Below are 23,665 nucleotides of genomic sequence, written 5' to 3'. Positions count from 1 at the left end.
CATTCTCCCCCAGGTCCGTTTCCGGCCCGGTCCTTCTATGGGATGTTAAATCGCGGACAGAATCCGGTTCGTGGTGATCAGCACATCAACAACATTGGACGGCGTTTTGCCCGACTGGGATGGCGGCATCTCGGTTTGTTCGGAAACTCCGGCGGAAATCTTCGCCGCGTTCAGGTCCGCCAGAATGTCCCCCATAAGGCGCATCACGGAATTGGGCGTGATGGTGCCGGGCCGCGCGGGGCGCACCACGCCCGCCGGGATCGAAAGCTTGCCGGAATCGGTCAGGGCGGACAGGGTGTCCAGCACGGTCATACTCGCATCATAGGCATCAGCCGGCACTTTCCCGGTAGTGGTCAGCGCCAGGTCAACCCCCGCGTCTCCACCCTTGATGGCCCGGTGGAGACTGCGGGCGTCTTCCAGCAGCATCAGGGCCAGTTGATAAACATCATTGGGCACCGTGGCGGGCATATCCATGCCGAGCAGAAGTTGCTCGCTATAGGTCAGAGCCTCAAAAACATCCGTCGGCGTGACATTGGACCGCTTTTCCGGCTCCGCCACGGTTTTGGCCAGAAAATAGGCGGGCTTCACATCCCGAAGGTCGGACAGGAAAGTTTCGGTCAGTTCCAGCACTTCGCCGGGTGTGATCTGGCGCAGGGGCAGCGGCTCCGGAGTCTTGCGCGGTTCACCGCTGAGCCAGCGGAAAAGCTGTAACTGCATATAGGTGCTGCGCAGTTTCTGATACACATGGCGCGGCTGACGCGTGCGCATATTCTCTCGGCCCTTGTCGGGTATGTCCCGCAGGGAGGCGCGATACATCAGCTTCAATTCCCCATTGATGCGATCCACCACCTGAAGCACCGCCCCGGAATCGGCGGCCTGAGCATGGGCTGCGGGCGCCGTCACGGACTGCCCCATCAGCACACCCCCCGCCAGCCCGGCGCCGAGCATGAGCGCGCGGAGCGCCTTAGCCGCACCGCTGGCGGCACACCGCCGCGGTCGGGACAGAACGATCAATCGCAGAGCGTCCATCATGGTCGCCTCTCCTGTTTGCCTAAAAATGCATCATCCATTGGACATAGCCGAAGTCGGCATTGCCCCCCACGCCAGCGGGGTTGGTGTCGTCAATGAAGCCCGCGCCCCAGAATTTGGACCAGCCGATCATCAGCCCCATGCGGGATGGCAGCTTGATCTTGGCCACCACGTCCAGTTCCTCCCCCACATGGCTGCCGGCCTGCCCGGTGGGATCACGGCGAATGATGGCGCCGCCCGCGTTGTACAGGCCGTCCCGACTGTCCGCGAGATGGAAGCTGTGTAGCTGCGGCGCCAATGTTAGCCAGTCAGTGGGCTGGAAACTGGTCTTGAAGCTGCCCGCCTTGATGTTCTGCCGGGCCACCAGATCGATCAGGCCGAGCCAGGCATGGGCCAGCGGGAAATGCTGGCGAAAGGTGCCGTGCACGCCGTCATTCGGCTGGCCGTCACCGCTGGCATAATCATAATAGAGCCACGCCTTGGGCTTCCAGTCGCTGAACGCGCCAAAGTCATAGCCAAGCCCCAAGGTGAGCATTTCCGCATTGTGATCCTGCCCGCCCAGATTGCCGCGCTGAATGGCGGCTTCCATTTCACCCAGCAGATTGCCGAAACGGCCATTCCAGCGCACGCCGTGGGTGAACAGGTGGAAATTGTCCGTGGGCAGGCCGGTCTCTTCCAGGCTCAGGCTGTACAGGTCGAAGCTGTGAGCCCCCAGATCCAGCGTGGCATAGGCGCCGAGGAAATCGACGCTGTCATTGGTGTCGTTGAAGCCGGTCTTTTCCACTTCGCGCGGGCGCACGGCGAACAGGCTTACATCCAGCGTGTCCCCCTCCCCCAGCGGGCGGCTGATATTGGCGCGGAACCCGTCAAAGGTGCGGCGGGTATTGCCCCAGTCCAGCGGCGAGATCAGGCGCTGATTGCCGAACAACAGCTCCTGCCGCCCGGCGCGCAGGGTCACATCGCTTTCACCGGCGGCAAAGGACACGTCCACAAAGCCGTTCAGCAGATCGTGGCGGTCCACCTCAATGCCGCGATTGGGCAGGGATTCACCGGTGGCGGCGGCATCGATCCCCTCCACATAGACGCGCACATGATCACCCACTTCCAGATTGCCATACACGCGCAGGCGGCTGAGCAGAAACTCATTGTCCAGCCCGTTCAGGCGGGTCAGGCCGTGATTGTTCTCGTCGTGATAGCGCAGGCGATACTGCCCGCCTAGATCCAGCGTGACATTTTCCGCCAGTTTCATGCGCTTGAAGCGGTCGGTCAGCCCGACCAGCGGGTCGTCGCTTTCGTTGTGCGCCCGGCAGGCCCCCTCAAGATAGCCGAAGTCATTGGCGTAGAACACGCCCTTGTAAGGGTTGCCGGGCTTGGGGCATGTGTCTGTCCCCGTCGGCTTTTCAACGCTTTCGCCAGCATGTCCTTCAGTATCCATTGACCCGGCGGGCGCTTGCGCCTGCGTCGGCAGACCAGCGCACAGCATAAACGACAGGGCAGCCACACCCCGGAAAGACGACCCTGGAAAGAGGCGCATATAATTATTTCCCTTAAAGAAATGGTTAACCATTACTTCCCTCATAAGCCCTTTTTTTATGCAACTGATGGATACATGTGCAGCGATAACCCTGTAACCGCCACATATTCAGAACCTTTTAACTACAAATTCCCAGTTTTAGGAATCACTGAATCATCACGGAAACGTTACCGTATCTTTTATTAAAGAATCGCTAATATGAGGAAATGTTAAGGAAATTTATTTCTGAAAAACCGGGGCACGATCGCCTGATCAGAAAGCCGGGCGGATCAGGCCCGCACCAGCGCCGCCACCAGTTCCACATGGGGGGACCAGACGAACTGGGCCACCGGCTGCACCCAAGCCAGGCGATAGCCGCCCGCCACGAGCGACGCCGCATCCCTAGCAAAGCTCGCGGGGTTGCAGCTCACGGCGGCGATGTGATCCGGCCCAGCCTGTGCCAACTGGCGGGCCAGCGCCGGGGCGCCGGATCGGGGCGGATCAAACACGGCCCCGGTCACACCCTTGAAAGCGCTTGCGGGCGAGGGGCGGCGTTCCAGATCGCGGGTTTCCGTTTTGATGGGATAATGGTCGCCTGAAAGGCCCTTTGCCGCCGCCTTCAGGGCCGCAAGGGCAGTGGTGCTACCCTCCACGGCGCGCACCGGTTGGGTGCGGGACAGCGGCAGAGTGAAAGTGCCAAGCCCCGCATGAAAATCCAGCACCGGTTCTCCGCTCGCGATTTCCAGCGCCGCGCGCACCCCGTCGATAAGGGCCGCCTCCCCGTCCGCCGTGGCCTGAATGAAAGCGCCGGGCGGCACGGTGATCGCCACACCGCCGGGATGGATCATGGGGTCCGACCCATCCCGCACGTCCTCAGTGGCCCCGTCCGATTCCCAGCGGATATGGGATACCGGTGTCTGGGCGCAAAAGGCCGCCAGACGCTGCCGCCCTCGCGCGTCCAGCGGGCGGGGGGCGCGCACCTGCATCGCCACCACACCATCCGCATCGGTCAGATGAAGGTGCAGTCGGCCCTGCGGCGGCACCAGCGGCGGCAGAAGTTTCCGCAAAAGCGGCAACAGGGCTTCCAGAACCGGGGTCAGCAAGGGGCACCGGCGCACATCCACCAGATCATGGCTGGCGCGCCCGTGATAGCCGATCGCCACGGGCGCCGTACGGTTCCGCCCCTGCTTGCGCGCCACCAGGCCCACCCGTCGCCGCGTTCCCGGCGGGGACAGGTGGCACGGCTTCAAGGGCGCTTCCAGCCCTTCGGCGGCCAGCGCGTCCGTGATCCGTCGCTCGGCGAAGGCGGCCCGCATTGCATCATCGGCATGTTGCAGGCGACAGCCCCCGCACGGGCCGAAATGCGGGCATGGCGGGGTCACGCGTTCCGGCGCGGGGCGCGTTATCGCCGCCACAACGGCGCGGGCGGGCGGGCCGTCTTCCACCACATGCGCGCGCACCTGTTCCCCCGGCAAGGCCCCGAACACCATCACCGCACGACCATCGGGAAGCGTCGCCACGCCGTCCCCATCCCGCCCCAGGTCGCGCACGGTCAGGGTCACGTCACTCACCGGCTTCCCCTGCCCGATCCGCCACGATCAGAAATTCCCGGTTGCCTTCGGGGCCGGTAATGGGGCTGGCGCACACATCGCGCACCCGCCATCCGGGCAGATGGTTCAGCCAGTGGCGCATATCGGCCACCACCGCATCATGCAGCCCCGGATCACGCACCACGCCGCCCTTTCCCACCTGGTCCCGCCCCACCTCGAACTGCGGCTTTATCAAGGCCACCAGCAACGCCCCCGGCGCGGCCAGCGCAAGGGCGGCGGGCAGCACTGTCTTCAGCGATATGAAACTGGCATCACAGACAATGGCCCCCACCGGTTCCGGGATCAGGCGGGAATCCAGATAGCGGGCATTGGTGCGCTCCAGCACATGCACGCGCGGGTCCTGCCGCAGCGACCAGGCCAGTTGGCCATGCCCCACATCCACCGCATAGACACGGGCCGCACCATGGGCCAGCGTCACATCGGTAAACCCGCCGGTGGAGGCCCCCACATCCACCACCACCCGGTCGGTGAAATCCAGATCGAAGGCATCCACCGCGCCCTTCAGCTTCAGCCCGCCCCGACTGACCCAGGGATGATCGCGCCCACGCACCTCCAGCGGCGCATCCTGCGGCAGGCTGTGGCCCGGCTTGGTCAGCCTGGTATCCCCGCTGAACACGGACCCCGCCATCACCAGCGCCTGCGCGCGCGCCCGGCTTTCCACCAGGCCGCGATCCACCAGCAGCCGATCCAGCCGCTGGCGCGGCACCTTGGGGGAAGACGATCTGGCCATGAGTGCGCCCTAATAACCGACGGGCCTGGCGCCGGACACATCGTCCAGCACATCATTGCGTTGCAGCGCCTTCAGCACGGTGCGCACCATGGCGGTGGCATCAAGGCCCGCTTCCTCCACCATGCCTTCCGGCTTGCCATGCTCGATGAAGGCATCGGGCATCTTCATGGTGCGCAGGCGCAAGTCGCCGTCCAACAGGCCGTTTTCCGCCAGATAATCGGACACATGGGCCCCAAAGCCGCCAATGGACCCTTCTTCCACCGTCAGCAGAAGATCATGGCTGGCGGCCAGATCGCGGATCAGGGCGTGGTCCAGCGGCTTGACGAAGCGGGCGTCCGCCACGGTGGTGGAAAGCCCCCGGCTTTCCAGCCTTTCCGCCGCCACAAGGGCATCGGCCAGGCGGCTGCCCAGCGACAGGATTGCCACCTTCTTGCCATGGCGCACGATGCGGCCCTTGCCGATTTCCAGCACCGTCCCTTTTCCCGGCAGGTCCACGCCCACGCCCTCGCCGCGCGGATAGCGCAGGGCGATGGGGCCGCTGTCATGGGCGGCGGCGGTGGCCACCATATGGCGAAGCTCCGCCTCGTCCGCGGCGGCCATCACCACCATGTTCGGCAGGGTGGCCAGATAGGTGACATCGAAACTGCCCGCATGGGTGGGGCCGTCCGCCCCCACATAGCCCGCCCGGTCAATGGCGAAGCGCACCGGCAGATTCTGGATCGCCACATCATGAACGATCTGGTCATAGGCGCGTTGCAAAAAGGTGGAATAGATGGCGGCAAAGGGACGGGCTCCCTCGCTCGCCAGCCCGGCGGCAAAGGTCACGGCGTGCTGCTCGGCAATGCCCACGTCAAAAAAGCGGTCGGGGTGTTCCTTTTCGAACAGGTCCAGCCCGGTACCGCCCGGCATGGCCGCCGTAATCGCCATGATGCGCTCATCCGTCCGCGCCAGATCGGTCAGGGTTTCGGCGAACACCTTGGTATAGCTGGGCGCGGCGGGTTTGGCGGGCTTCTTCTGCTCCCCGGTGACCACGTCGAAGGTCTTGACCGCGTGATATTTTTCCCTGTGCGGATCGGCAAAGGGATGCCCCTTGCCCTTTTCCGTCACCACATGCACCAGAATGGGGCCGTCCTTGGCGTCCCGCACATTTTCCAGCACCGGCAGCAGGTGATCCAGATTGTGCCCGTCGATCGGCCCCACATAATAGAAGCCGAGTTCGTCGAACAGCGTGCCGCCGGTGGCGATGCCGCGGGCGTATTCCTCCGCCCTGCGGGCGGTGTCCGCCAGATGGCGGGGCAGTCGGTCCACCAGCTTCTTGCCCATATCCCTCAGCGACAGGAAGGAGCGGCTGGACAGGATACGCGCCAGATAGGCGCTCATGGCACCCACGGCGGGCGCGATGGACATGTCATTGTCGTTCAGGATCACCACCAGCCGGTTGCCGGCTTCATGGGCATTGTTCATGGCCTCATAGGCCATGCCCGCGCTGATGGCGCCGTCCCCGATCACGGCAATGGCCTTTTCCGGCCTGCCGGACAGGCGACTGGCCGTGGCCATGCCCAGCGCCGCCGAAATGGAGGTGGAGGAATGCCCGGCCCCAAAGGGATCATAGGGGCTTTCCTTGCGCTTGGTGAAGGGGGAAAGCCCGCCCGGCTGGCGGATGGTGCGCATGGCATCCCGCCGCCCGGTGAGAATCTTGTGCGGATAGGCCTGATGGCCCACATCCCAGATCAGCTTGTCGTCAGGCGTGTTGAACACATAATGCAGCGCCGTGGTCAGTTCCACCACGCCGAGCCCGGCGCCGAAATGCCCCCCGGTCACCGACACGGACGCGATCAGGTCCTGGCGCAGTTCATCCGCCAGTTGGCGCAAGTCATTCCGCGAAAGGCCGCGCAGGTCCGCGGGGCTCTCGATCCGGTCCAAAAGCGGTGTGTCTGGTCTTGCGGTCACGCCTGATCTTTCCTGTGTTCACGCGGCAGGTGCCGCCCCTCAAGCTCTGAAGCCGTGAAACCCTTCCCCGGTGATGTAACGCACCTTCGCGCCCACTCAAGGGTTGGTGCGCCCATGGGCAAACGTCGCGGCCTTCTTACCCTTAACGCTGTCGGTGAATGGCAAAGGCGGGCACCACACGCAGCAGGGTGGCCCGATCGTCGAACATGGTCAAATGATCCATGGCCTGCTTTGCCAGATGCCGGGCCTGCTGGCGGGCGCGATCCACCCCCATCATGCCCACCAGCGTGGCCTTGCCCGCGTCCGCATCCTTGGCCAGGCGCTTGCCCACTGCTTCTTCGTCGCCTTCCACGTCCAGCAGGTCATCGGCGATCTGGAAAGCCAGCCCCAGATCATGGGCAAAGCCCTGAAGCGCCTGATGCTCGGCCCGGCCAGCGCCCGCCATGATCGCCCCCGCTTCCGCGGAAAAGCGGATCAGCGCGCCGGTCTTCATCTGTTGCAGGCGAAAAACAAAGGCTTCGTTCAGATCCAGCTCCGCGGCCATCAGATCGATCATCTGGCCGCCCACCATGCCATGATGGCCCGACGCCACCGCCAGCGCCCGCACCAGCCGGGTGCGCACCGCCGGGTCGTCATGGGTGTCGTCATGGGCCAGAATGTCAAAGGCTAGGCTTTGCAGCCCGTCCCCGGCCAGAATGGCGGTGGCCTCGTCAAAGGCCTTGTGCACGGTGGGCTGACCCCGGCGCAGGTCGTCATCGTCCATGGCGGGCAGATCGTCATGAATCAGCGAATAGCAGTGAATGCATTCCACCGCCGCCGCCACGCGCAGCGCCTGCTCCCGGTTGATGTGGAAAATATCGGCCCCCGCCATCACCAGAAAGGGCCTGAGCCGCTTGCCGCCGGAAAACACGCTGTGGCGCATGGCCTCCACCACGCGCGCCTCAGGCCCGTCGGGCACTGTCAGAAGCGGGTCCAGCACCCGTTCCACGGCAGCGGCTGTGGTGGCCATGGCTTTGGTCAGCGCGGCCACTTCCGCCCGGCAATCATCCAGCGACAGGCTCATGCTTCATTGTCCATATCCAGCGGCTCGGTGCCCTGAGGGGTGCCGTCCCCGTCCAGCGTGATCTTTTCGATCCGGGCTTCCGCCGCCTTCAGCTTGTCTTCGCAATGCGCCTTCAGCCGATTGCCGCGGGTGTAGAGCCTTATGCTGTCTTCCAGCGGGGCACTGCCCGATTCCAGTTGATTGACCACCTGTTCCAGCGCCTTCATGGCCTGTTCGAAACTCATGGTGGCAATGTCACTGTCATCATTCTGCCCGGCGGTGGGCGTGTCGGCATCACTCATGGTTTGACCGTCCCGCTTGTGATTGGCTGTATCAGGTTGCTCTGGCCGCCTTTATAGGCGGATGGCGGGGGCCCTGTCGAGGCTTGACGAGACACCTTGGAACCACGTCGAGGCTTGACGAGACACCTTGGAACCACGCCGAGGCCTGACGAGACACCTTAGTGGCCCCGCCGATCGGTCATACTGTCCCCGCCGCCATGGCAAGGGCGGGCAGCCCCTCGCCGGGCAGGGCGCGAATGCGGGGCATGAGCTGGTCCGGGTCCAGCCGCCCGGTGGCCACATAATGATCCACTGGCCCGCCGCGATCCCGCGCCACGAGCCCCACGGCCATGAGCAGATTGAGATGGGCCACCGCCTCCCCCAGCGCCAGGAAGAAATCAAGGCCCTTGATCTCCCGCCGATAAAGCGCCGGAAAGCACGCCACCACCGAACACGGCCCGGCTTGAAGGTGTCGCCACAGATCCGCCAGCTTTTCCAGATGGCCCTGGCTCAGATCGTACAGGCGCCGGTGCAGGCCGCGAAACACCCGGCCATGGCTGGGCAGCACCAGTGGGTCGCCGGGAATGTCCTGCAATCGCTCAAGGCTGAGAAGCCAGTGCGCCAGCGGGTTGGCGTCCGGTTCACGGGCATAGACGGATACATTGCTGGTGATTCCCGGCAGCACCTGATCCCCGGACAGGAAAAGCGGCTCATCCAGACAGGCCAGGCAGGCATGTTCCGGGCTGTGGCCGCGCCCGATCACCACCTGCCAGCGGCGCCCGGCCAGCGTCAGCACCTGCCCGTCCGCCAGCCGGTGATAGCTGGACGGCAGCGCGCTGACGCCCTTCTTGTAATTGCCATAGCCATGGGCGCGGATCATGCTTTCCATCTGTGGATCAACCCCGGCCCGAAGCAGAAAGGCGATCTCGTTTTCCGGCAGGGCGTGGCTGGCCCCGAACCAGAGCAGATGGGCCAGCAGATATTCCGCCTGCGGCATGTGGAAATGCGGCGTGGCAGCCAGATCGGCGCTGCCGTGGCGATCCACCAGCCAGCCGGCCAGCCCCACATGGTCCGGGTGCATATGGGTGGCAATCACCCGCGTCACGGGCTTGTCCCCCAGCACGGCCTGTTCCAGTGCCGCCCAGGCGTCCCGCCCGCGATTGCCCTGCGCGCCCGTATCCACGATGGTCCAGCCGTCACCATCATCGAACAGATAGACATTGATATGGTCCAGCGCCCAGGGCAGCGGAATACGTGCCCAGTAAATGCCCTTGGCCACAGGAATGGCGCAGGCGGGCGCCGGAGCCGTGCCCAGCGGATAGCTCAGCCGCTCCACCCCGTCGCGGGCGCGGGCGCCCTGCCGGTGGTCGCGAATTTCCGGGTTGGCGGAGTGCGCCTCAAACCCCGGCTTGCCGCGAGCTGCCATGATGTTGCCCCATCCTGTCATTGTTGCGCAGGGTTGCCGCGCGACCAAGCCCGACCGCCCCGGTGTCTGCCCCTCAGGCGCGTTTCAGGCGCGTTCGAAATCCTCCGGCGCCAGCGCCATCAGGCTGCCGGCGCCCGCCTTGACCGGCCCGGCCAGCGCCACGGCGGGCGGCAGAATCTGGCCCAGATAGAAACGTGCCGTTTCCAGCTTGGCCTTCAAAAAGGCGGGGTCGCCCTCCGCCGCGGCAAGGCGCCGTTCCGCCTCCACGGCCTGACGGGCCAGAAGATAGCCGCCCAGCACGGTGGCGAACAGCCGCAGATAGGGCGTGGCCGCCGCGCCGGTGTCGGTGATCCGCTCAATGCCATTGGCGAACAGGGTTTCGCTGGTGTCGCGCAGCGTTTCCACCGCCCGGACCAGCCCGTCCGCCTGATCCGCCATGGCGCGGTCAAGGCCCCCGGCGAAGTCCGCCATTTCATCGATCAGGGCCTTCCAGTGGGCGCCGCCGTCCATATTCAGCTTGCGGCCCACCAGATCCAGCGCCTGAATGCCGTTGGTGCCCTCGTAAATGGGGGCGATGCGGGCATCCCGGTAATGCTGTGCCACGCCGGTTTCCTCCACATAGCCCATGCCGCCGAACACCTGAATGGCAAGGGATGTGTTTTCCACCCCCACATCGGTCCCATACGCCTTGGACAGCGGGGTCAGCAGGTCCGCCTCCCCCTGTGCCGCCGCGCGGGCTTCCGGGTCGGTCAGCCTGTGCGCCCGGTCCATGGCCCAGGCATTGCGATAGATGATGGCGCGGGTGGCCTCCGTGGTGGCGCGCATGGTCATCAGCATCCGCCGCACGTCCGGGTGGCGAATGATCGCCACCGGTTCGGGTGTGCGCGCGCCCAGCGCCGCCGACTGCACCCGGTCCTTCGCGTACCAGACCGCCGCCTGATAGGCGCGCTCGGAAATGGCGGTACCCTGAAGCCCCACGCCCACGCGGGCATGGTTCATCATGGTGAACATGTTGCGCATACCCTTGTTTTCCTCCCCCACCAGATAGCCGACGCAATCGCCGTTTTCACCAAAGGCCATGGTGCAGGTGGGGCTGGCATGGATGCCCAGCTTGTGTTCCAGCCCCACCAGGCGCACATCGTTGCGCGCGCCGGGCGAGCCATCGGCATTCACCAGATATTTCGGCACCAGAAACATGGAAATGCCCTTGGTGCCCTTGGGCGCGTCCGGCAGCCGGGCCAGCACAAGATGAACGATGTTTTCCGCCAGATCGTGTTCGCCCCAGGTGATGTAGATTTTCTGCCCGGTGATCCGGTAGCTGCCATCGTCCGCCCGCTCGGCGCGGGTCTTGAGCGCGCCCACGTCCGACCCGGCGCCCGGCTCCGTCAGGTTCATCGTGCCGGACCATTCCCCGGAAATCAGTCGGGAAAGATAGGTCTGCTTCTGATCCTCGGTCCCGTGGGCGGAAAGCGCCTCGATCGCGCCGGACGACAGCAGCGGGTTGAGGCTGTAGGCCATATTGGCACTGGTGACCATTTCGGTCACCGCCATGGCCAGCGTGCCCGGCAGGCCCTGCCCGCCATAATCGGGATCGAAGGCCAGCGTGGGCCAGCCACCATCCACATAGGCCCTGTGCATGGCCTTGAAAGCGTCCGGCGTGCGCACGCCGTCGCCGTCCCGCACGGCGCCTTCCGCGTCCCCCACGGCATTGGTGGGGGCGATCACCTCACCGGCCAGCCTGCCCGCTTCCGACAGCACGGCTGAGACCAGGTCTTCCCCCGCTTCCTCGAAGCCCGGCACAGACGGCCATTGCGCCATACCCCCGACGGTTTCCAGTTGAAAGGCGATGTCCTGAAGCGGTGCCTTATAGTCGGTCATGGCTGTTCCCTCCCGAGGCTTCAAATATGGCCCGGCCCGTGCTAGAGCCTTGCACGCATCATATATTCCCGGCGGAGACTTTGGACAAACTGGACGCGACTGTCCAGAAATTCCGGTTCAGCGGATCGCCGGTGGTTCTGTCGCCCCGACCGGCGCCCGGTTCAGAACCCCGTTCAGGATAAGGGAAACCATGTCAAAGGCCAGCACCAAGCGCAGCCAGAGCCGCCTTCGCAGCGGCAGCGACCCCGCCGCCATCCGGGAAGCCGAACAGGTGCTCAGCCGGGGCGGCCTTGTGGGGCTGCCCACCGAAACCGTGTACGGTCTGGCGGCGGATGCCCGCAACCCGCGCGCCGTGGCCGCCATTTTCAAGGCCAAGGGCCGGCCCGACCACAATCCGCTGATCTGCCATGTGAGCGGGCGGGACATGGCCACCACCCTGGCCGAGGCAAACGATGCCGCGGAAGCCCTGATGGGCGCTTTCTGGCCAGGGCCGCTGACCCTGGTTCTGCCACACAGGGCGGACAGCGGCCTTGCCCCCGCCGTGACAGCCGGGCTGCCCACCGTGGCCGTGCGCCAGCCCGGTCATGACGTGGCAGCGGCCCTGATCAGCACCTTTGGCGGGCCGCTGGCCGCCCCCAGCGCCAACCCGTCGGGCCGCCTGTCCCCCACCCGCGCGGCGGATGTGCTGGACGGTCTCGGCAACAAGGTGGACCTTGTGCTTGATGGCGGCCCCTGCACCGGCGGCATCGAGTCCACCATTGTGGGCGTGGACCATGACCGGCTGGTGCTGTTGCGTCCCGGCCTGGTGACCAGCGGGGAACTGGCGGCGGTGGGCCATCTGCCGGTGGTGAGCCGCGACGGCGACACCATCACGGCACCGGGCCAGGCCGCCAGCCATTATGCGCCCCATGCCCCGGTCGTGCTGGATCGGGAAAGCGCCTCACCGCCCGACGTGCTGATCGGCTTCGACGACGTGCCCGGCCTGCCCGAAGGGTTGACACTATCCCCCACCGGCAATCTGGAAGAAGCCGCCCACAGCCTTTTTGCCACCCTTCGACAGGCCGACGGGCTGATCGGCGAAGGCGGACGCATCCATGTGGCCCCGATCCCGGCAAGCGGCATCGGCCTGGCGATCCGGGACCGGCTGATCCGCGCCGCCGCCCCCCGCCCAACCGAGGAAACAGACCGGATCGGGGACGCGGGCAAGGCGGGGGAAAACCCGTGACCGCGCCCACCGACAGCCAACTTCAGGATCTGAAATCCCTGGCCGGGGATGGCGGCTGGCAGGACGACCCGCACACCCTCGCCCCCCATCTGAGGGAATGGCGCGATCGCTGGCAGGGCAGCGCGCCGCTGATGCTGATGCCGGACACCACCGACCGCCTGTCCGCCCTGCTGGCCTATTGCCACCTCCACCGGCTCGCCGTTGTGCCGCAGGGCGGCAATACCGGGTTGGTGGGCGCCAGCCTGCCGGGGCTGGAAGGGGCGCCCGGCAGCCTGCTGATCAGCACCCGACGGATGCGAAGCGCGGCACAGGTGGACGAACAGGGCCTGACCCTGACCGCCGGTGCCGGGCTGACAGTGGCGGAAATCCAGAACGCGGCGGCGGCCCGCGATCTGCTGTTTCCGCTGTCATTGGCCAGCGAGGGCAGTTGCACCCTGGGCGGTGTGATCGCCACCAATGCCGGTGGCATCCATGTGATCCGCCACGGCACCATGCGCCGCTTGCTGATCGGCGTGGAAGCGGTGCTGGCGGACGGCACGGTGGTGAATGAACTGAGCCCGCTGATGAAGAACAATACGGGCTATCATCTGAGCCAGTTGCTGTGCGGCGCGGAAGGCACGCTGGGCGTGGTCAGCCGGGCCAGCGTGCATCTGGCACCGCGGCCCCGGCAGGAAGCCAGCTTCTGGGCCGGGGTGCGGGATGCGCCGTCCGCGCTGGCGCTGCTGGGCCGCTTGCGCCGTGCCTTTCCGGGCCGCGTGGAGGCGTTTGAGGTGATGGCCGCCAGCCTGCTGCGCATGGCGCTTGCCCATCAGCCGGGCGCCCGCGCACCGCTTGCGGACGCCCATCCCTGGCATGTTATCGCCACGGTGAGCGGCGATGACGACACCCTGACCGACCATCTGGCCGAGATGCTGGACGCCAGCCGCGCGGACGGCATTCTGACGGATGCCACCCTTGCCTTCAGCGGCGAACAGGCCGCCGCGCTCTGGGCCCTGCGGGAGGGGCTGTCGGCGGCGCAAAAGGCCGAGGGCGCCAGCATCAAGCATGATATCGCCCTGCCCGTGGCCCGCGTGCCCGCCTTTCTGGACAAGGCGATCCCCATGGTGGAAGCCCTGGTCCCCGGCAGCACCGCGACCCCGTTCGGCCATTTGGGGGACGGCAATATCCACTTCAACCTGATGCAGCCGCCCGGCATGGACCGGGACAGCTTTCTTGGTCTGTGGGACGATGTGTCCGCCATGGTGCATGATCTGGTGGCGGAACTGGGCGGCAGCCTGTCCGCCGAGCACGGCATAGGCCGCCTGAAGCGCGGGGAACTGGCCCGCCTGGGCGATCCGGGGCGGCTGTCCGCCATGCGCGCGATCAAGCAGGCGCTGGACCCCCACGGCATTCTCAATCCGGGTGTGCTGCTGTGAAAGGCCGCGAAGGCCGGGCGCCTCAGCCGTCCCCGTCCGCCAGGGAGATCAGGCGGGGGCGGTCCTCCACATGAATGGTGTGGGCCTGCTGAATGACGATAATGCCTTCCCGCTTCAAACGGGAAAAGGCGCGGCTGACGGTTTCCAGCGTCAGCCCCAGAAAATCGGCAATGTCCGCGCGGGTCATGGGCAGGGTCAACTGGCCCGGCAGGCTGTCTGACATGGAGGCCCGGTCCAACTGATGCACCAGAAAGCTGGCCACCCGCTCCAGCGCGGTCTTGCGGCCCAGGGAAAAGACCAGATCCTGCATATCGTCCAGCATACCCGCCGTCAGATGATGGAACTGCCGCTCCAGCGCCGGGTTTTCCTGGCACAGGCGCATCAGATCGTCGCGGGCGAAGCGGCACACTTTCACATCGGTCAGGGCGTCCGCCGACAGGCTATACTCGGATCGGCTGGTGTGGCCCAGATAATCGCCGGTACCGAGAAAGCCCATGATCTGCCGCCGCCCGTCCGCGCCAACACGGGACAGGCGCAGCGTGCCATCCACCACATTATAAACGTGAGAGGTGCTGTCCCCTTCAAAGAACAGGCTTTCCCCCCGTTGCAGCGTGACCCCGGTGGAAACCGCATTGAGCCGGGGCAGCAGCCGGTCTTCCATGCCGGCACACAACATGCGTGGCCGAGCCGGGCAGGACAGGCAGTCCGCCACCGTATTGCCGCCTTTTATGCCGATGGACACCATGAAGCGCCCCTTTCCCGCGCGGCACGCCATGGCCCGGCACGCCGCCTTAAGATTTCCCGATCAAAATACACCTGGCCGAAGCCATAGTTTACAGGGCTTTGACAGCCTCTTCAAACCGCGCCTCGTCCGCCTCGTCAATCCACAGATGGGGGGCCAGCCGCAAGGTCTGCCCGCGCAGGGATGCCGATACGCCGCGCTCTTTCAAAGCCGCCAGCAGCGCCGGGCCGCGATCGCCGCAATGAATGCCCGTCATGTGCGGGCCGCGCAGGGATTCGGCAATGGGGCCAAGCCCCGCCGCCTCGGCCACCGCCCCAAGGCGTGTATTGATGGCGTTCAGGCTTTCCGCCACATTGCCCACGCCCCATTCCAGAAGCTGGCGCAACCCTTCATGGAAGATGGGCGCCAGAATGAAATTCGACCGCTCCCCCACATCGAAGCGCCGGGCGCCGGGCTGATAATCGTCCTTGTAATCCACCAGTCCGGCGAAATCCTCGCTGTCCCGGCGCACGATCCAGTTCTGTTCCAGCGCCGTGCCATGCTGATGGCGCGGCGCCACATACATCAGGCCCATCCCATAAGGGCCAAGCAGCCATTTATAGCCTGCGGCCACGGCGAAATCCGGGTCCACCGCCCCGGCATCAAAGGGCATGGCCCCCAAAGACTGGGTAAGGTCCAGCACCAGCGCACCGCCAGCAGCCCGAACGGCCTGGCCAATGGCCACCAGATCCAGCCTGGCGCCGGACGACCAGTGCACATGCGGCAGGGCGGCGATCGCCAGGTGATCCCCCAGCGCGACCACCCGCTCCAGCACGGCGCGCGTCCAGTCATCGTCCGACGGCGGCGCCACGGTCACAAGCTCCGCCCCCACCTCCGCGGTTCGCGCGCGCCATTCATAGACATTGGACGGGAACTGGCCTTCCAGCACCAGCACCGCCTGCCCCTTTTCGATCGGCAGATTGCGGGCGGCGGTGGCAATGCCATAGCTGGCGGCGGGAACAATGGCCAGATCATCCGCCGTGCAGTTGAAAATACTGGCGCCCTGGCCCCGGATCGCTTCCGTGGTGGTGAAAAAGTCATCCGGCCCCACCATCCAGGGTGTCCCGTTCATGGCAAGGGCGCCCTGCCCGGCGGCCTGCTGGCCAAGGGTCAGCGGGGTCATATAGGCGGCATTGAGATAGCAAAGATCGCGCGGCATCTGAAAATGCGCGCGCATGGATGGCAGGATCACGGACAAGCCCCCCGATTTGACGCGCCCGCCAGAGGCGACCACGGTTTCTTGTACCGGAAACAGTAAAGGAATACTTACCCGTCTGACAAGATGTGTCGAAGCCCGGCCAGACAGCGCGGGGTGCCCCGTGGCCGGCCTGCTAGGGATGCCCGGTCGGGCGCTCGTGAAACGGTATCAGGAATTGCGGAACAGCCGCTCGAACGCAATCACCAGAACGCCGCGCACCGAATTGGAAAAGCCCGCCCGGTCCAGCATGGTGCCCAGCGCCGCCTTGTCCCCCCTGGACAGGCGCTTGGCCACATCCTGCAAGGGCCGCCCCAGAAGCACGGCCAGCGCGCTCATGAACAGGCGCGTATTGCCATTTTGAAGATAGCCCAGCAGCACATCGGACGTGATGCCCCCCACGGCCTTCAGGTCGCCCATATAGCGGGCCACTTCCCGATCCGGCGCCGCTTCCAGTGTACGGGCGACCACCTGCCGGGTGGCCACGGAAGTCAGATAGCTGGCATAATCATCGGCCAACTGGAATTTTTCCATCAGATACCGGCTGTATCGCTCGGATACCTTGAAGATGATGCGCTCCGCCAGGCTGGCGGGAAAATCCGACCGTTCGGCCATCTTCTCCAGCAGGGCCGCCTCTTCCGGGAAGCGCCCGATGACCCGGCGAAAGCCGCGCTCCGCCACGGTTGCGGTGCCATTTTCCATCAGGGTTTCCACCGCGTTCTCGCCCGCCACATCACACAGCGCATAGGCCACCCGCTCGCCCAGCGCGGCGCGGCTGGCTATGGCTTCCTGTGCACCCGCGCCGCCCGACCGCACAATGTCTTCAAGGATTGCATCGTCCACCGCCTCGGAAATCATGAGGAACGGCATGGCCACCTGATCCAGGTCCGCCGCCAGGCTGCGCACCAGATCATCGGGCAGGAAAACACAGTGGCGCAGTTCCCGCGACAGGGCTTCACGCACGGAAATGGAGGCATCGGCCACCAGCATACGGGCCAGTTCCAACCCGGCTTCACGGTCGGACGCGCCGGGATTGCCGGACAGCAGCCGCCCAACCTTTTCGGAAATTTCCACCCGTGCGACCAGGTCCACGTCCCGAAGATGCTCTATGGATGTCAAAGGGCGCGTCGCGCTCATGTGGGGGCCTTTGTCAAACAGGGTCTTTGCAGTGGTGAAAGGCGACCGCCCGATTTTCGCATGTGGACGGCCCGGTCCAACGTGCCCTGACATTTACCGGGCGACGGGCCGCCTGTCCAACAAAACCAATGCCAACTACCCCTCAATTCTCCGTGACTCCTTGTGTCAACGGGGTCAATCCGGCTTGGAAACGAGCGGCATTATCCACATAGATTCGAGCCGATGCGGCGATCATCGCGCGTTCCGATTCGGACAGGGCCCGCACCACTCTGGCGGGGGTGCCCATGATCAACATGCCGGGCGGAAAGGATTTGCCCTCGGTGATCAGGCTGCCCGCGCCCACCAGACAGCCTTCCCCGACCTCAGCCCCATTGAGAACGGTGCTGCCCATACCCACAAGGGCCCTGTCGCCAATGGTGCAGCCATGCAGGATCACCTTGTGGCCGATGGTCACGTCCCGCCCTATGACAAGCGGCTGGCCGGGGTCCGTATGGCACACGCTGCCGTCCTGAATATTGCTTCGGGCGCCCAGCGTGATCGGCTCATTGTCGCCGCGCAGCACGGCCCCGAACCACACACTGGCGGCTTCGGCCAGTTCCACCCGGCCAATCACATGGGCGCCCGGCGCCACCCAGGCGCCGGGCGCCATGCTCGGCGCGGTGCCGTCCAGATCATAGAGCATACTTGTCTTCTCCCCCTTTGCGGTCTAGCAGGGGATCAGCTTAGCCTTGCACCAAAGCCCCTGCCAAGCACCGGGGAGCAGGCCGCCCCACCGGAAGGACAACCGGACAAGACCATGCACGCCACATCACCCCCCCTCGCCCCGTCCTCCCTTGCACTGGAGACCGCCCGGCTGGACTGGAGCGACCACAGCCCCCATGCAAGCGCCTATGGCGACTGCTATTACAATCCGGCGGACGGGCTGGGGGAAAGCCGTTTCACCTTTCTGGACGGGGTGGAGCTGGACCGGATCATCCGAGCCCGGCAACACCCTGTCATCATGGAAACCGGCTTTGGAACGGGCCTCAATTTCCTTGCCAGTTGGGCGGCATGGCGGGATCATCCGGCACGGGGCGACCACCTGACCTTCCTGTCGGTGGAAGCCCACCCCCTCAGCCGGGCCGACCTGGCCCGCGCCCACCGGGCCTTTCCCGAACTGGCCCCGCTGTCACAGCGCCTGATCGCCGCCTGGCCGCCGCCAAGCCGGGGGGTGTATCACTGCCCGCTTGGCCCGGACGTAACGCTGATCCTGTCCTTCGGGGAGGCCGAGAGCGCCCTTCAGGCGCTTTCCGGCGAAGCGGATGCCTGGTATCTGGACGGCTTCGCCCCAAGCCGCAACCCCGCCATGTGGCGGGACAGCGTGCTGGACCAGATCGCCCGCCTGTCGCGCCCCGGCACACGGGTCGCCACCTTCACCGCCGCCGGTTTCGTGCGGCGGGGGCTTGCCGCGCGCGGGTTCGAGATGCGTAAGGCCCCCGGTTTCGGGGACAAGCGGGAACGGCTGCTGGGCGCCATGGCCACACCGGCTCCGCAGGCACTGCCACCGGACCCGGCCCCCGAATGGGCCATGCCCGCCCCGCCGGCAATGCCCGCTGACGTGCTGGTGATCGGCGGCGGCATCGCCGGGGCCTGTGTGGCGGCGGCGTGCCATCGCCGGGGGCTGTCGGTCACACTGCTGGAAGAAGGGGGCTCCGACGGGGCGAGCCGGGTTCCCGCCGCCGTTCTGGCGCCCCGTTTCGTGCTGGACGACGGGGCAACCGCCCGCTTCACCGTGTCCGCCTTTCATCAGGCGGTCACCGGCGGCGTGCCGCTATCGGGGCCACCGGGGCTGCATCTGAAGGACACGCCGGATCGGTGCGCCCGCCTGCAAAGCCATCTGGGATGGGGGGCGGACTGGCTACAAGAGACGGGGGACGGCCTGCATCTGCCCCTTGCCGGTACCGTGGAGGGCGGAAACGCCTGTGACAGCCTTTTGGCGGGCATCGACCGGCGCCGTGCCTCAGTGGCCCGCTTGACCCCGCAGGACGGGCGCTGGCAGGCGCTGAACAGCCAGGGCGCCATACTGGCAACGGCGGACGCGGTGGTGGTGGCGGGCGGCATGGCCAGCGGCGACCTGTTGCAGGCGCCCGCCGATCTGCTGCCGCTCAGGCCGGTGAGCGGGCAGGTGGCCCGGTTTCAGACCCGCGCCTGTCCCGGCCTCGCCCCGCACAGCCTGCATGATGACGGCTATATCTCCGCCGATGTGGATGGCTGGCGCCTTGTGGGCAGCACCTTTGACCCGCTGCCACCGCACAGCCGCGCGGCCCTGCCCCCCACGGCGGAGCGCCGCGCCCGGCTGCTGGATCGGTTGATGGACTGGCTTCCGGGTGACCCCGCCGCGCCCCGGCCTGACAGGCCCGGCGACGACCAGACATGTGACGACCGGCCATGCCGCGACTGGACCGGCCTGCGCGCCGCCACGCCGGATCATCTGCCCCTTGCCGGGCCGGTACCGGACTGGCAGGCCCTTGCCGAGCGCTATGCCCCGCTGAGCCGGGATGCCACGCGCACCGGGCTTGGCCCGCCGCCCTGCCGGAAGGGGCTGTATCTGCTGACCGGGCTCGGCGCCAAGGGGTTCCAGACCGCGCCGCTTCTGGGCGCGCTGATCGCCGCCCAGATAACCGGGGCGCCCCTGCCCGTGGAGCGTGCCGCCCTGCCCCATCTGGCCCCGCAGCGCTTTGTGGTCCGTGCCATCAAACGCAACAAGCCGCCGGCCTTATGATGCAGCCAGGGAAGCCCAGGCACGGATGCGCTTTTATGGCTCAATCGCCGTCCAACAGACGTTCGCTGGACAGGCGGCGCACCGTATAACCAAGCGCCAGCACCGCCCCAAGGGTGGACGCGATAATGGCAACCCCCACATGGGTCCAACTGGCCGAGCCGGTCAGGATCAGCCGGTTCAGGCTTTCCATGTCGGCGAACAGCGGCAGCATGTGCACCACATCCGGCAACTTGTCATTGGCATAGAGCTTGATATAGCCCGCCACCAGCGGCAGCACCATGATCATGCCCATATAGGACTGGCCTTCCTTGAAACTTTTCACGCTGATGCTCACCGCCATCAGCAGAGCCGCCACGAATGCCGACAGCGGCAACAACTGAAGAATGATCGGCGGCAGCACGGCAAAGGAAACCGGCGGCAGCACCGCGGCCGCCGCATCCGGTGCCAGCGCCATGGCCGCGATCAGCAGCGCGGCGCTGAGCGCCGAGCCCACAAAGCCGAAACTGAGCACCATCAGAAACTTGCCGCTCACCAGCGCCCTTGGCGCCACCGGCTGGGCCAGCAGGGATTGCAGGCTTTTGCGTTCCCGTTCCCCGGCCAGTGTATCCAGCGCCACGGACATGGCGGCGGAAAAAGGCGCCACGAAGAACAGAAGCACCATGGCCCGCGCGATGAAACGATTGATCAGGCTTTCGCTGGCCACATCCCCCGCCACCGGATTGAGCGGCTGACCAAGGCCGGCGGGCACCCCCCGCGCGATCAGGCGGTGGCGCGCCATCAGGCTGCCATATTGCTGGATCGCGGACATGATGCGGCGGCCTTTTTCCAGCCCCTCGCGGGCGCCTTCGTCCACATAGACGGGAATGTCCAGCCGCTGACCGCCCCGGATCGTGACCGGGGCATCAGCCGGAATCCGAACAAGCGCGTGCACGCCTTCCGGCAGGCTGTCCGGGATCGAGGCCGCGCCGCCCTGCCCATTGTCATCAGCGCGAGCACGGCGCTCCACCGCGAAGCCCTGATTGACCAGATGCTGTTCCAGGCCCGGCATCAGGTCCGCCCCCACCAGCATCGCCATGGGCGGGCTGTCCGCCCCCTTGTTCAGGGTGACCAGAAAGCCGATGAAAAAGGCCAGCAGGGGCGTGCCGATGATAAAGGAAAACACGGCGATCAGGGTGCGCCGGTCCCGCAGCATGTCGCGCATTTCCTTGCCATAGATCGCCCGCACCTGAGAGCGGAAAGTGGCCTGTGTCATGCCCTGCTCTCCTCTTTGGCTGCCCGGTTTTCGGGGCCGCTGTCCGCCCCGGCGGCAGCACGGGAAAAGGCCACGAACGCTTCCTCAAGGTCCGGCTCGCCGCTTTCCCGCACCAGTTCGTCCGGGCTGCCTTCGGCGCATTTGCGGCCCGCCGCCATCATCACCACATGATCGCTCAGGCGCTGCACTTCCGCCATCACATGGCTGGACAGCAGAATACAGTGCCCGGCATCGCGCAAATCAGACAGGATACGGCGCAGCAGGCGTATGCTCATCACGTCCAGCCCACGGGTGGGTTCATCCAGCACGATATTGCGCGGCCTGTGAATGATGGCACGGGCCAGCGCCACCTTCATGCGCTGACCGCTGGAAAAACCTTCCGTGCGCCGGTCCACGATGTCGCTGATTTCCAGCAGGGCAACCACATGCTCGATAGCGGCATCCAGGTCAGACCCGCCCATGCCATGCAGCCGGGCGAAATAGGCCAGATGCTCCCGCGTGGTCAGCCGCGCATAAAGCCCGAAATTATCCGGGAACACGCCCAGCCGGGCCTGCGCCGCCAGGGTATCCGTCGCCATCACATGGCCATCCACCAGCACCTGCCCGCTGTCCGGCGTCAACAGGCCGGATACCGCCCTGAGTGTGGTGGTCTTGCCGGACCCGTTGGCCCCCAGCAATGTGGTGATCGCCCCGTCGGCGGCGGTGAAATGCATGTCCGAAACAGCCTGCACCGCGCCGAATGCCTTGGAAATACCGTTCACGCGGATCATGGGCGCGCCTCCATCCCGATAAGAACGGCCTTGTCCGATGCCTCCGGCGGTTCCGGGGCGGGCACGGTGCGGCCATTGGGGCCCAGAAAGGGCTTCAGCCGAGCGCGGGTACCGGCGCAGTCGGGGCTGTCGTCATCGCCGCCGTCAAAGGCCGCGCGGGCGTCCGGCTCGGCCAGAAAACGCACGATCGCATCCCCCACGCAGGGCACGGTGCTGGCAATATGGCCGGTGCCGGGCACCACCTTGTGAGCGCCGTTTTCCAGCCCCCCCAGCAGATGCGCGCCCATGTCCGGCGGGGTGATCGGGTCCAGATCACCGGACAGCAGCAGGGCGGGCAGATCGCTTTCCAGCGGCTCGGCCTGATCGGCGGGCAGCCGGGAAAACGGCGTATAATCCCACCCCGCGCAGGCGGCGGCCCAGAATTCATAGAAGCTGCCCCGTGTGAAGCTGTCCCGGCCCGCGGCGCGCGCCTCCTCGGCGGTGATGCGGTCCAGCTCATCCCCGCACAGAACGGACAGGGTCGCCCCGAAATAAAGCGGCTGATGCGGCAGAACGCGCCCTTCGCTGAACAGGCCCGCCAGCGGTGTCAGGTCGCCTTCCGCCGCGCGGGCGATCACATAAGGCAGGGTCGCGGTGCCTTCCATCTGATACAGCGCCCCGCGCAGGCCGTTGGCCACCAGAAACAGCGGCAGCGGCTGCGTGTCCACGTCCCGCGTCATGGGGTCGGGGCCGGAAAAGGCCAGTTCGCCCGCCGCCGCCCGGTCCATCAGCCGGTCCAGCCGGTCGCCAAGGTCGGGATAACGATCCCGGCAAGGCTCGAATGCCGCACAGTCCGCCAGCAGGCGATCCATGGCCCGCCCGGCGGCCTTTGGCGCGAAACGGAACAGTTTGCGATCCGGCGGCGCGATGGAATCGGCAATGAAGGCGCGCACATGATCCGGGAAGCGCTTCACATAATGGCTGATCACCCGCGTGCCATAAGACCCGCCCCACAGATTGACGCTGCCATATCCCAGCCGGTCCAGCACGGCGCGAAAATCCTGAACGGCGTTTTCCTGCGTGAAGGCGGCCACATCCAGGTCAAAACCCGCGCGGCACGCCCTGACCGCGTCCGTCAGCGCGGACAGGCTGTTCACGTCCGTCTCAAGATCACATTGCAGGGGCGTGGAGCGGCCCGTGCCGCGCTGATCAATCAGCACGATATCGCGGCTGTCGCGCACGGCATCGAATATGCGATCCACCAGCGGCGCCAGTTCGCTGGCCGCCTGCCCCGGCCCGCCAGCCAGTATCACCAGCGGATCGGGTTGTGGCCGGGCGGAACGGGCGGGCAGCACGGCGGCAAAGACCGATACCGTTTCCGCGCCCGGCCCGGCATGGTGCAGCGGCAGATCGAACCGATAGCAGTCCACCGCGTCCTTCAGGCCATCCAGATAGCAGGGCTTCGCCGCCGGGCGCCCCTGATCCTGCGCCGACGCCCCGCCCTGTGGCAATCCTGCCAGCATGAGCAGGACGATCCCCAATAATCGCACCACCTGATCGCCCCCCGATCCGAACCATGCCATAAAACCATGTGTGCGTACTTTGCGAAGTGCCCACCCGCCCGTCAATGCCTGTTGTCGCCGTTAAACCAAAAGCAGTGCCGCAGCCCGTGCGGCTTTTGGTCCGATTTG

19 protein-coding genes are annotated in these 23,665 nt (G+C 66.0%); 3 read left to right on the top strand and 16 right to left on the bottom strand.

Features of this window, described 5'->3' with window-relative positions:
- Nucleotides 1–45: 45 nt before the first annotated feature.
- The 9 genes from WGH93_RS04425 to WGH93_RS04385 all read right to left on the bottom strand — a co-directional run bounded on the left by WGH93_RS04425 (nt 46) and on the right by WGH93_RS04385 (nt 11,459).
- Nucleotides 46–1,032, bottom strand: coding sequence for a hypothetical protein (locus WGH93_RS04425; protein ID WP_374763651.1), 987 nt, complete (start codon nt 1,030–1,032; stop codon nt 46–48).
- 19 nt (nt 1,033–1,051) lie between these two features.
- Nucleotides 1,052–2,464, bottom strand: coding sequence for an alginate export family protein (locus WGH93_RS04420; protein WP_374763650.1), 1,413 nt, complete (start codon nt 2,462–2,464; stop codon nt 1,052–1,054).
- 368 nt (nt 2,465–2,832) lie between these two features.
- On the bottom strand, nt 2,833–4,113 hold the full coding sequence (locus WGH93_RS04415; protein WP_374763649.1) for a class I SAM-dependent RNA methyltransferase: 1,281 nt from the start codon (nt 4,111–4,113) through the stop codon (nt 2,833–2,835).
- A complete protein-coding gene (locus WGH93_RS04410) occupies nt 4,106–4,882 on the bottom strand; it encodes a TlyA family RNA methyltransferase (protein WP_374763648.1) in 777 nt (258 codons plus the stop codon). The genes WGH93_RS04415 and WGH93_RS04410 overlap by 8 nt, the downstream gene beginning before the upstream one ends.
- 9 nt (nt 4,883–4,891) lie before the next feature.
- Nucleotides 4,892–6,832, bottom strand: a complete 1,941-nt coding sequence (gene dxs / locus WGH93_RS04405; RefSeq protein ID WP_374763647.1) for a 1-deoxy-D-xylulose-5-phosphate synthase — start codon at nt 6,830–6,832, stop codon at nt 4,892–4,894.
- Nucleotides 6,833–6,974: 142 nt separating this feature from the next.
- Nucleotides 6,975–7,895: a polyprenyl synthetase family protein gene (locus WGH93_RS04400; protein WP_374763646.1), complete on the bottom strand. Its 921-nt coding sequence runs from the start codon at nt 7,893–7,895 to the stop codon at nt 6,975–6,977.
- The gene (locus WGH93_RS04395) at nt 7,892–8,176 is read right to left on the bottom strand and encodes an exodeoxyribonuclease VII small subunit (RefSeq protein WP_374763645.1); all 285 of its coding nucleotides are present in this window, start codon (nt 8,174–8,176) and stop codon (nt 7,892–7,894) included. Before WGH93_RS04395 ends, WGH93_RS04400 begins: the two co-directional genes overlap by 4 nt.
- Before the next feature lie 178 nt (nt 8,177–8,354).
- Entirely contained in the window at nt 8,355–9,581 is a 1,227-nt protein-coding gene (locus WGH93_RS04390; RefSeq protein ID WP_374763644.1) for an MBL fold metallo-hydrolase, read from the bottom strand.
- An 84-nt stretch (nt 9,582–9,665) separates the two neighbouring features.
- Nucleotides 9,666–11,459, bottom strand: a complete 1,794-nt coding sequence (locus WGH93_RS04385) for an acyl-CoA dehydrogenase (RefSeq protein WP_374763643.1) — start codon at nt 11,457–11,459, stop codon at nt 9,666–9,668.
- A gap of 190 nt (nt 11,460–11,649) precedes the next feature.
- Between WGH93_RS04385 and WGH93_RS04380 the strand changes: the two genes are divergently transcribed.
- Nucleotides 11,650–12,684 (top strand): L-threonylcarbamoyladenylate synthase, encoded by a 1,035-nt coding sequence (locus WGH93_RS04380; RefSeq protein ID WP_374763642.1) that lies wholly within the window; start codon nt 11,650–11,652, stop codon nt 12,682–12,684.
- Nucleotides 12,681–14,099 (top strand): FAD-binding oxidoreductase, encoded by a 1,419-nt coding sequence (locus WGH93_RS04375; RefSeq protein WP_374763641.1) that lies wholly within the window; start codon nt 12,681–12,683, stop codon nt 14,097–14,099. Before WGH93_RS04380 ends, WGH93_RS04375 begins: the two co-directional genes overlap by 4 nt.
- Before the next feature lie 22 nt (nt 14,100–14,121).
- Here WGH93_RS04375 and WGH93_RS04370 read toward each other — a convergent pair whose 3' ends face one another.
- The 4 genes from WGH93_RS04370 to WGH93_RS04355 all read right to left on the bottom strand — a co-directional run bounded on the left by WGH93_RS04370 (nt 14,122) and on the right by WGH93_RS04355 (nt 17,894).
- Complete coding sequence (locus WGH93_RS04370) at nt 14,122–14,844, bottom strand: Crp/Fnr family transcriptional regulator (protein ID WP_374763640.1); 723 nt, start codon at nt 14,842–14,844, stop codon at nt 14,122–14,124.
- Between the two features lie 88 nt (nt 14,845–14,932).
- Nucleotides 14,933–16,072, bottom strand: coding sequence for an aminotransferase class V-fold PLP-dependent enzyme (locus tag WGH93_RS04365; protein ID WP_374763639.1), 1,140 nt, complete (start codon nt 16,070–16,072; stop codon nt 14,933–14,935).
- Between the two features lie 174 nt (nt 16,073–16,246).
- Entirely contained in the window at nt 16,247–17,212 is a 966-nt protein-coding gene (locus tag WGH93_RS04360) for a DUF2336 domain-containing protein (RefSeq protein ID WP_374763638.1), read from the bottom strand.
- A gap of 142 nt (nt 17,213–17,354) precedes the next feature.
- Nucleotides 17,355–17,894, bottom strand: coding sequence for a gamma carbonic anhydrase family protein (locus WGH93_RS04355; RefSeq protein ID WP_374763637.1), 540 nt, complete (start codon nt 17,892–17,894; stop codon nt 17,355–17,357).
- 114 nt (nt 17,895–18,008) lie between these two features.
- Between WGH93_RS04355 and mnmC2 the strand changes: the two genes are divergently transcribed.
- Complete coding sequence (gene mnmC2 / locus WGH93_RS04350; RefSeq protein ID WP_374763636.1) at nt 18,009–19,973, top strand: tRNA (5-methylaminomethyl-2-thiouridine)(34)-methyltransferase MnmC2; 1,965 nt, start codon at nt 18,009–18,011, stop codon at nt 19,971–19,973.
- A gap of 40 nt (nt 19,974–20,013) precedes the next feature.
- On the opposite strand, the gene WGH93_RS04345 is transcribed toward mnmC2, so the two are convergent.
- The 3 genes from WGH93_RS04345 to WGH93_RS04335 are packed head-to-tail and all read right to left on the bottom strand — an operon-like array spanning nt 20,014 to nt 23,497.
- Entirely contained in the window at nt 20,014–21,225 is a 1,212-nt protein-coding gene (locus WGH93_RS04345) for an ABC transporter permease (protein WP_374763635.1), read from the bottom strand.
- The gene (locus WGH93_RS04340) at nt 21,222–21,995 is read right to left on the bottom strand and encodes an ABC transporter ATP-binding protein (protein WP_374763634.1); all 774 of its coding nucleotides are present in this window, start codon (nt 21,993–21,995) and stop codon (nt 21,222–21,224) included. Before WGH93_RS04340 ends, WGH93_RS04345 begins: the two co-directional genes overlap by 4 nt.
- Entirely contained in the window at nt 21,992–23,497 is a 1,506-nt protein-coding gene (locus WGH93_RS04335; protein ID WP_374763633.1) for an alpha/beta fold hydrolase, read from the bottom strand. Before WGH93_RS04335 ends, WGH93_RS04340 begins: the two co-directional genes overlap by 4 nt.
- Between the last annotated feature and the right edge of the window lie 168 nt (nt 23,498–23,665).

It is taken from the genome of Yunchengibacter salinarum, assembly GCF_037658235.1.
Classification (GTDB): Bacteria; Pseudomonadota; Alphaproteobacteria; order Sphingomonadales; family Kordiimonadaceae; genus Yunchengibacter; species Yunchengibacter salinarum.
This window is presented reverse-complemented; position numbering and strand designations above follow the sequence as displayed.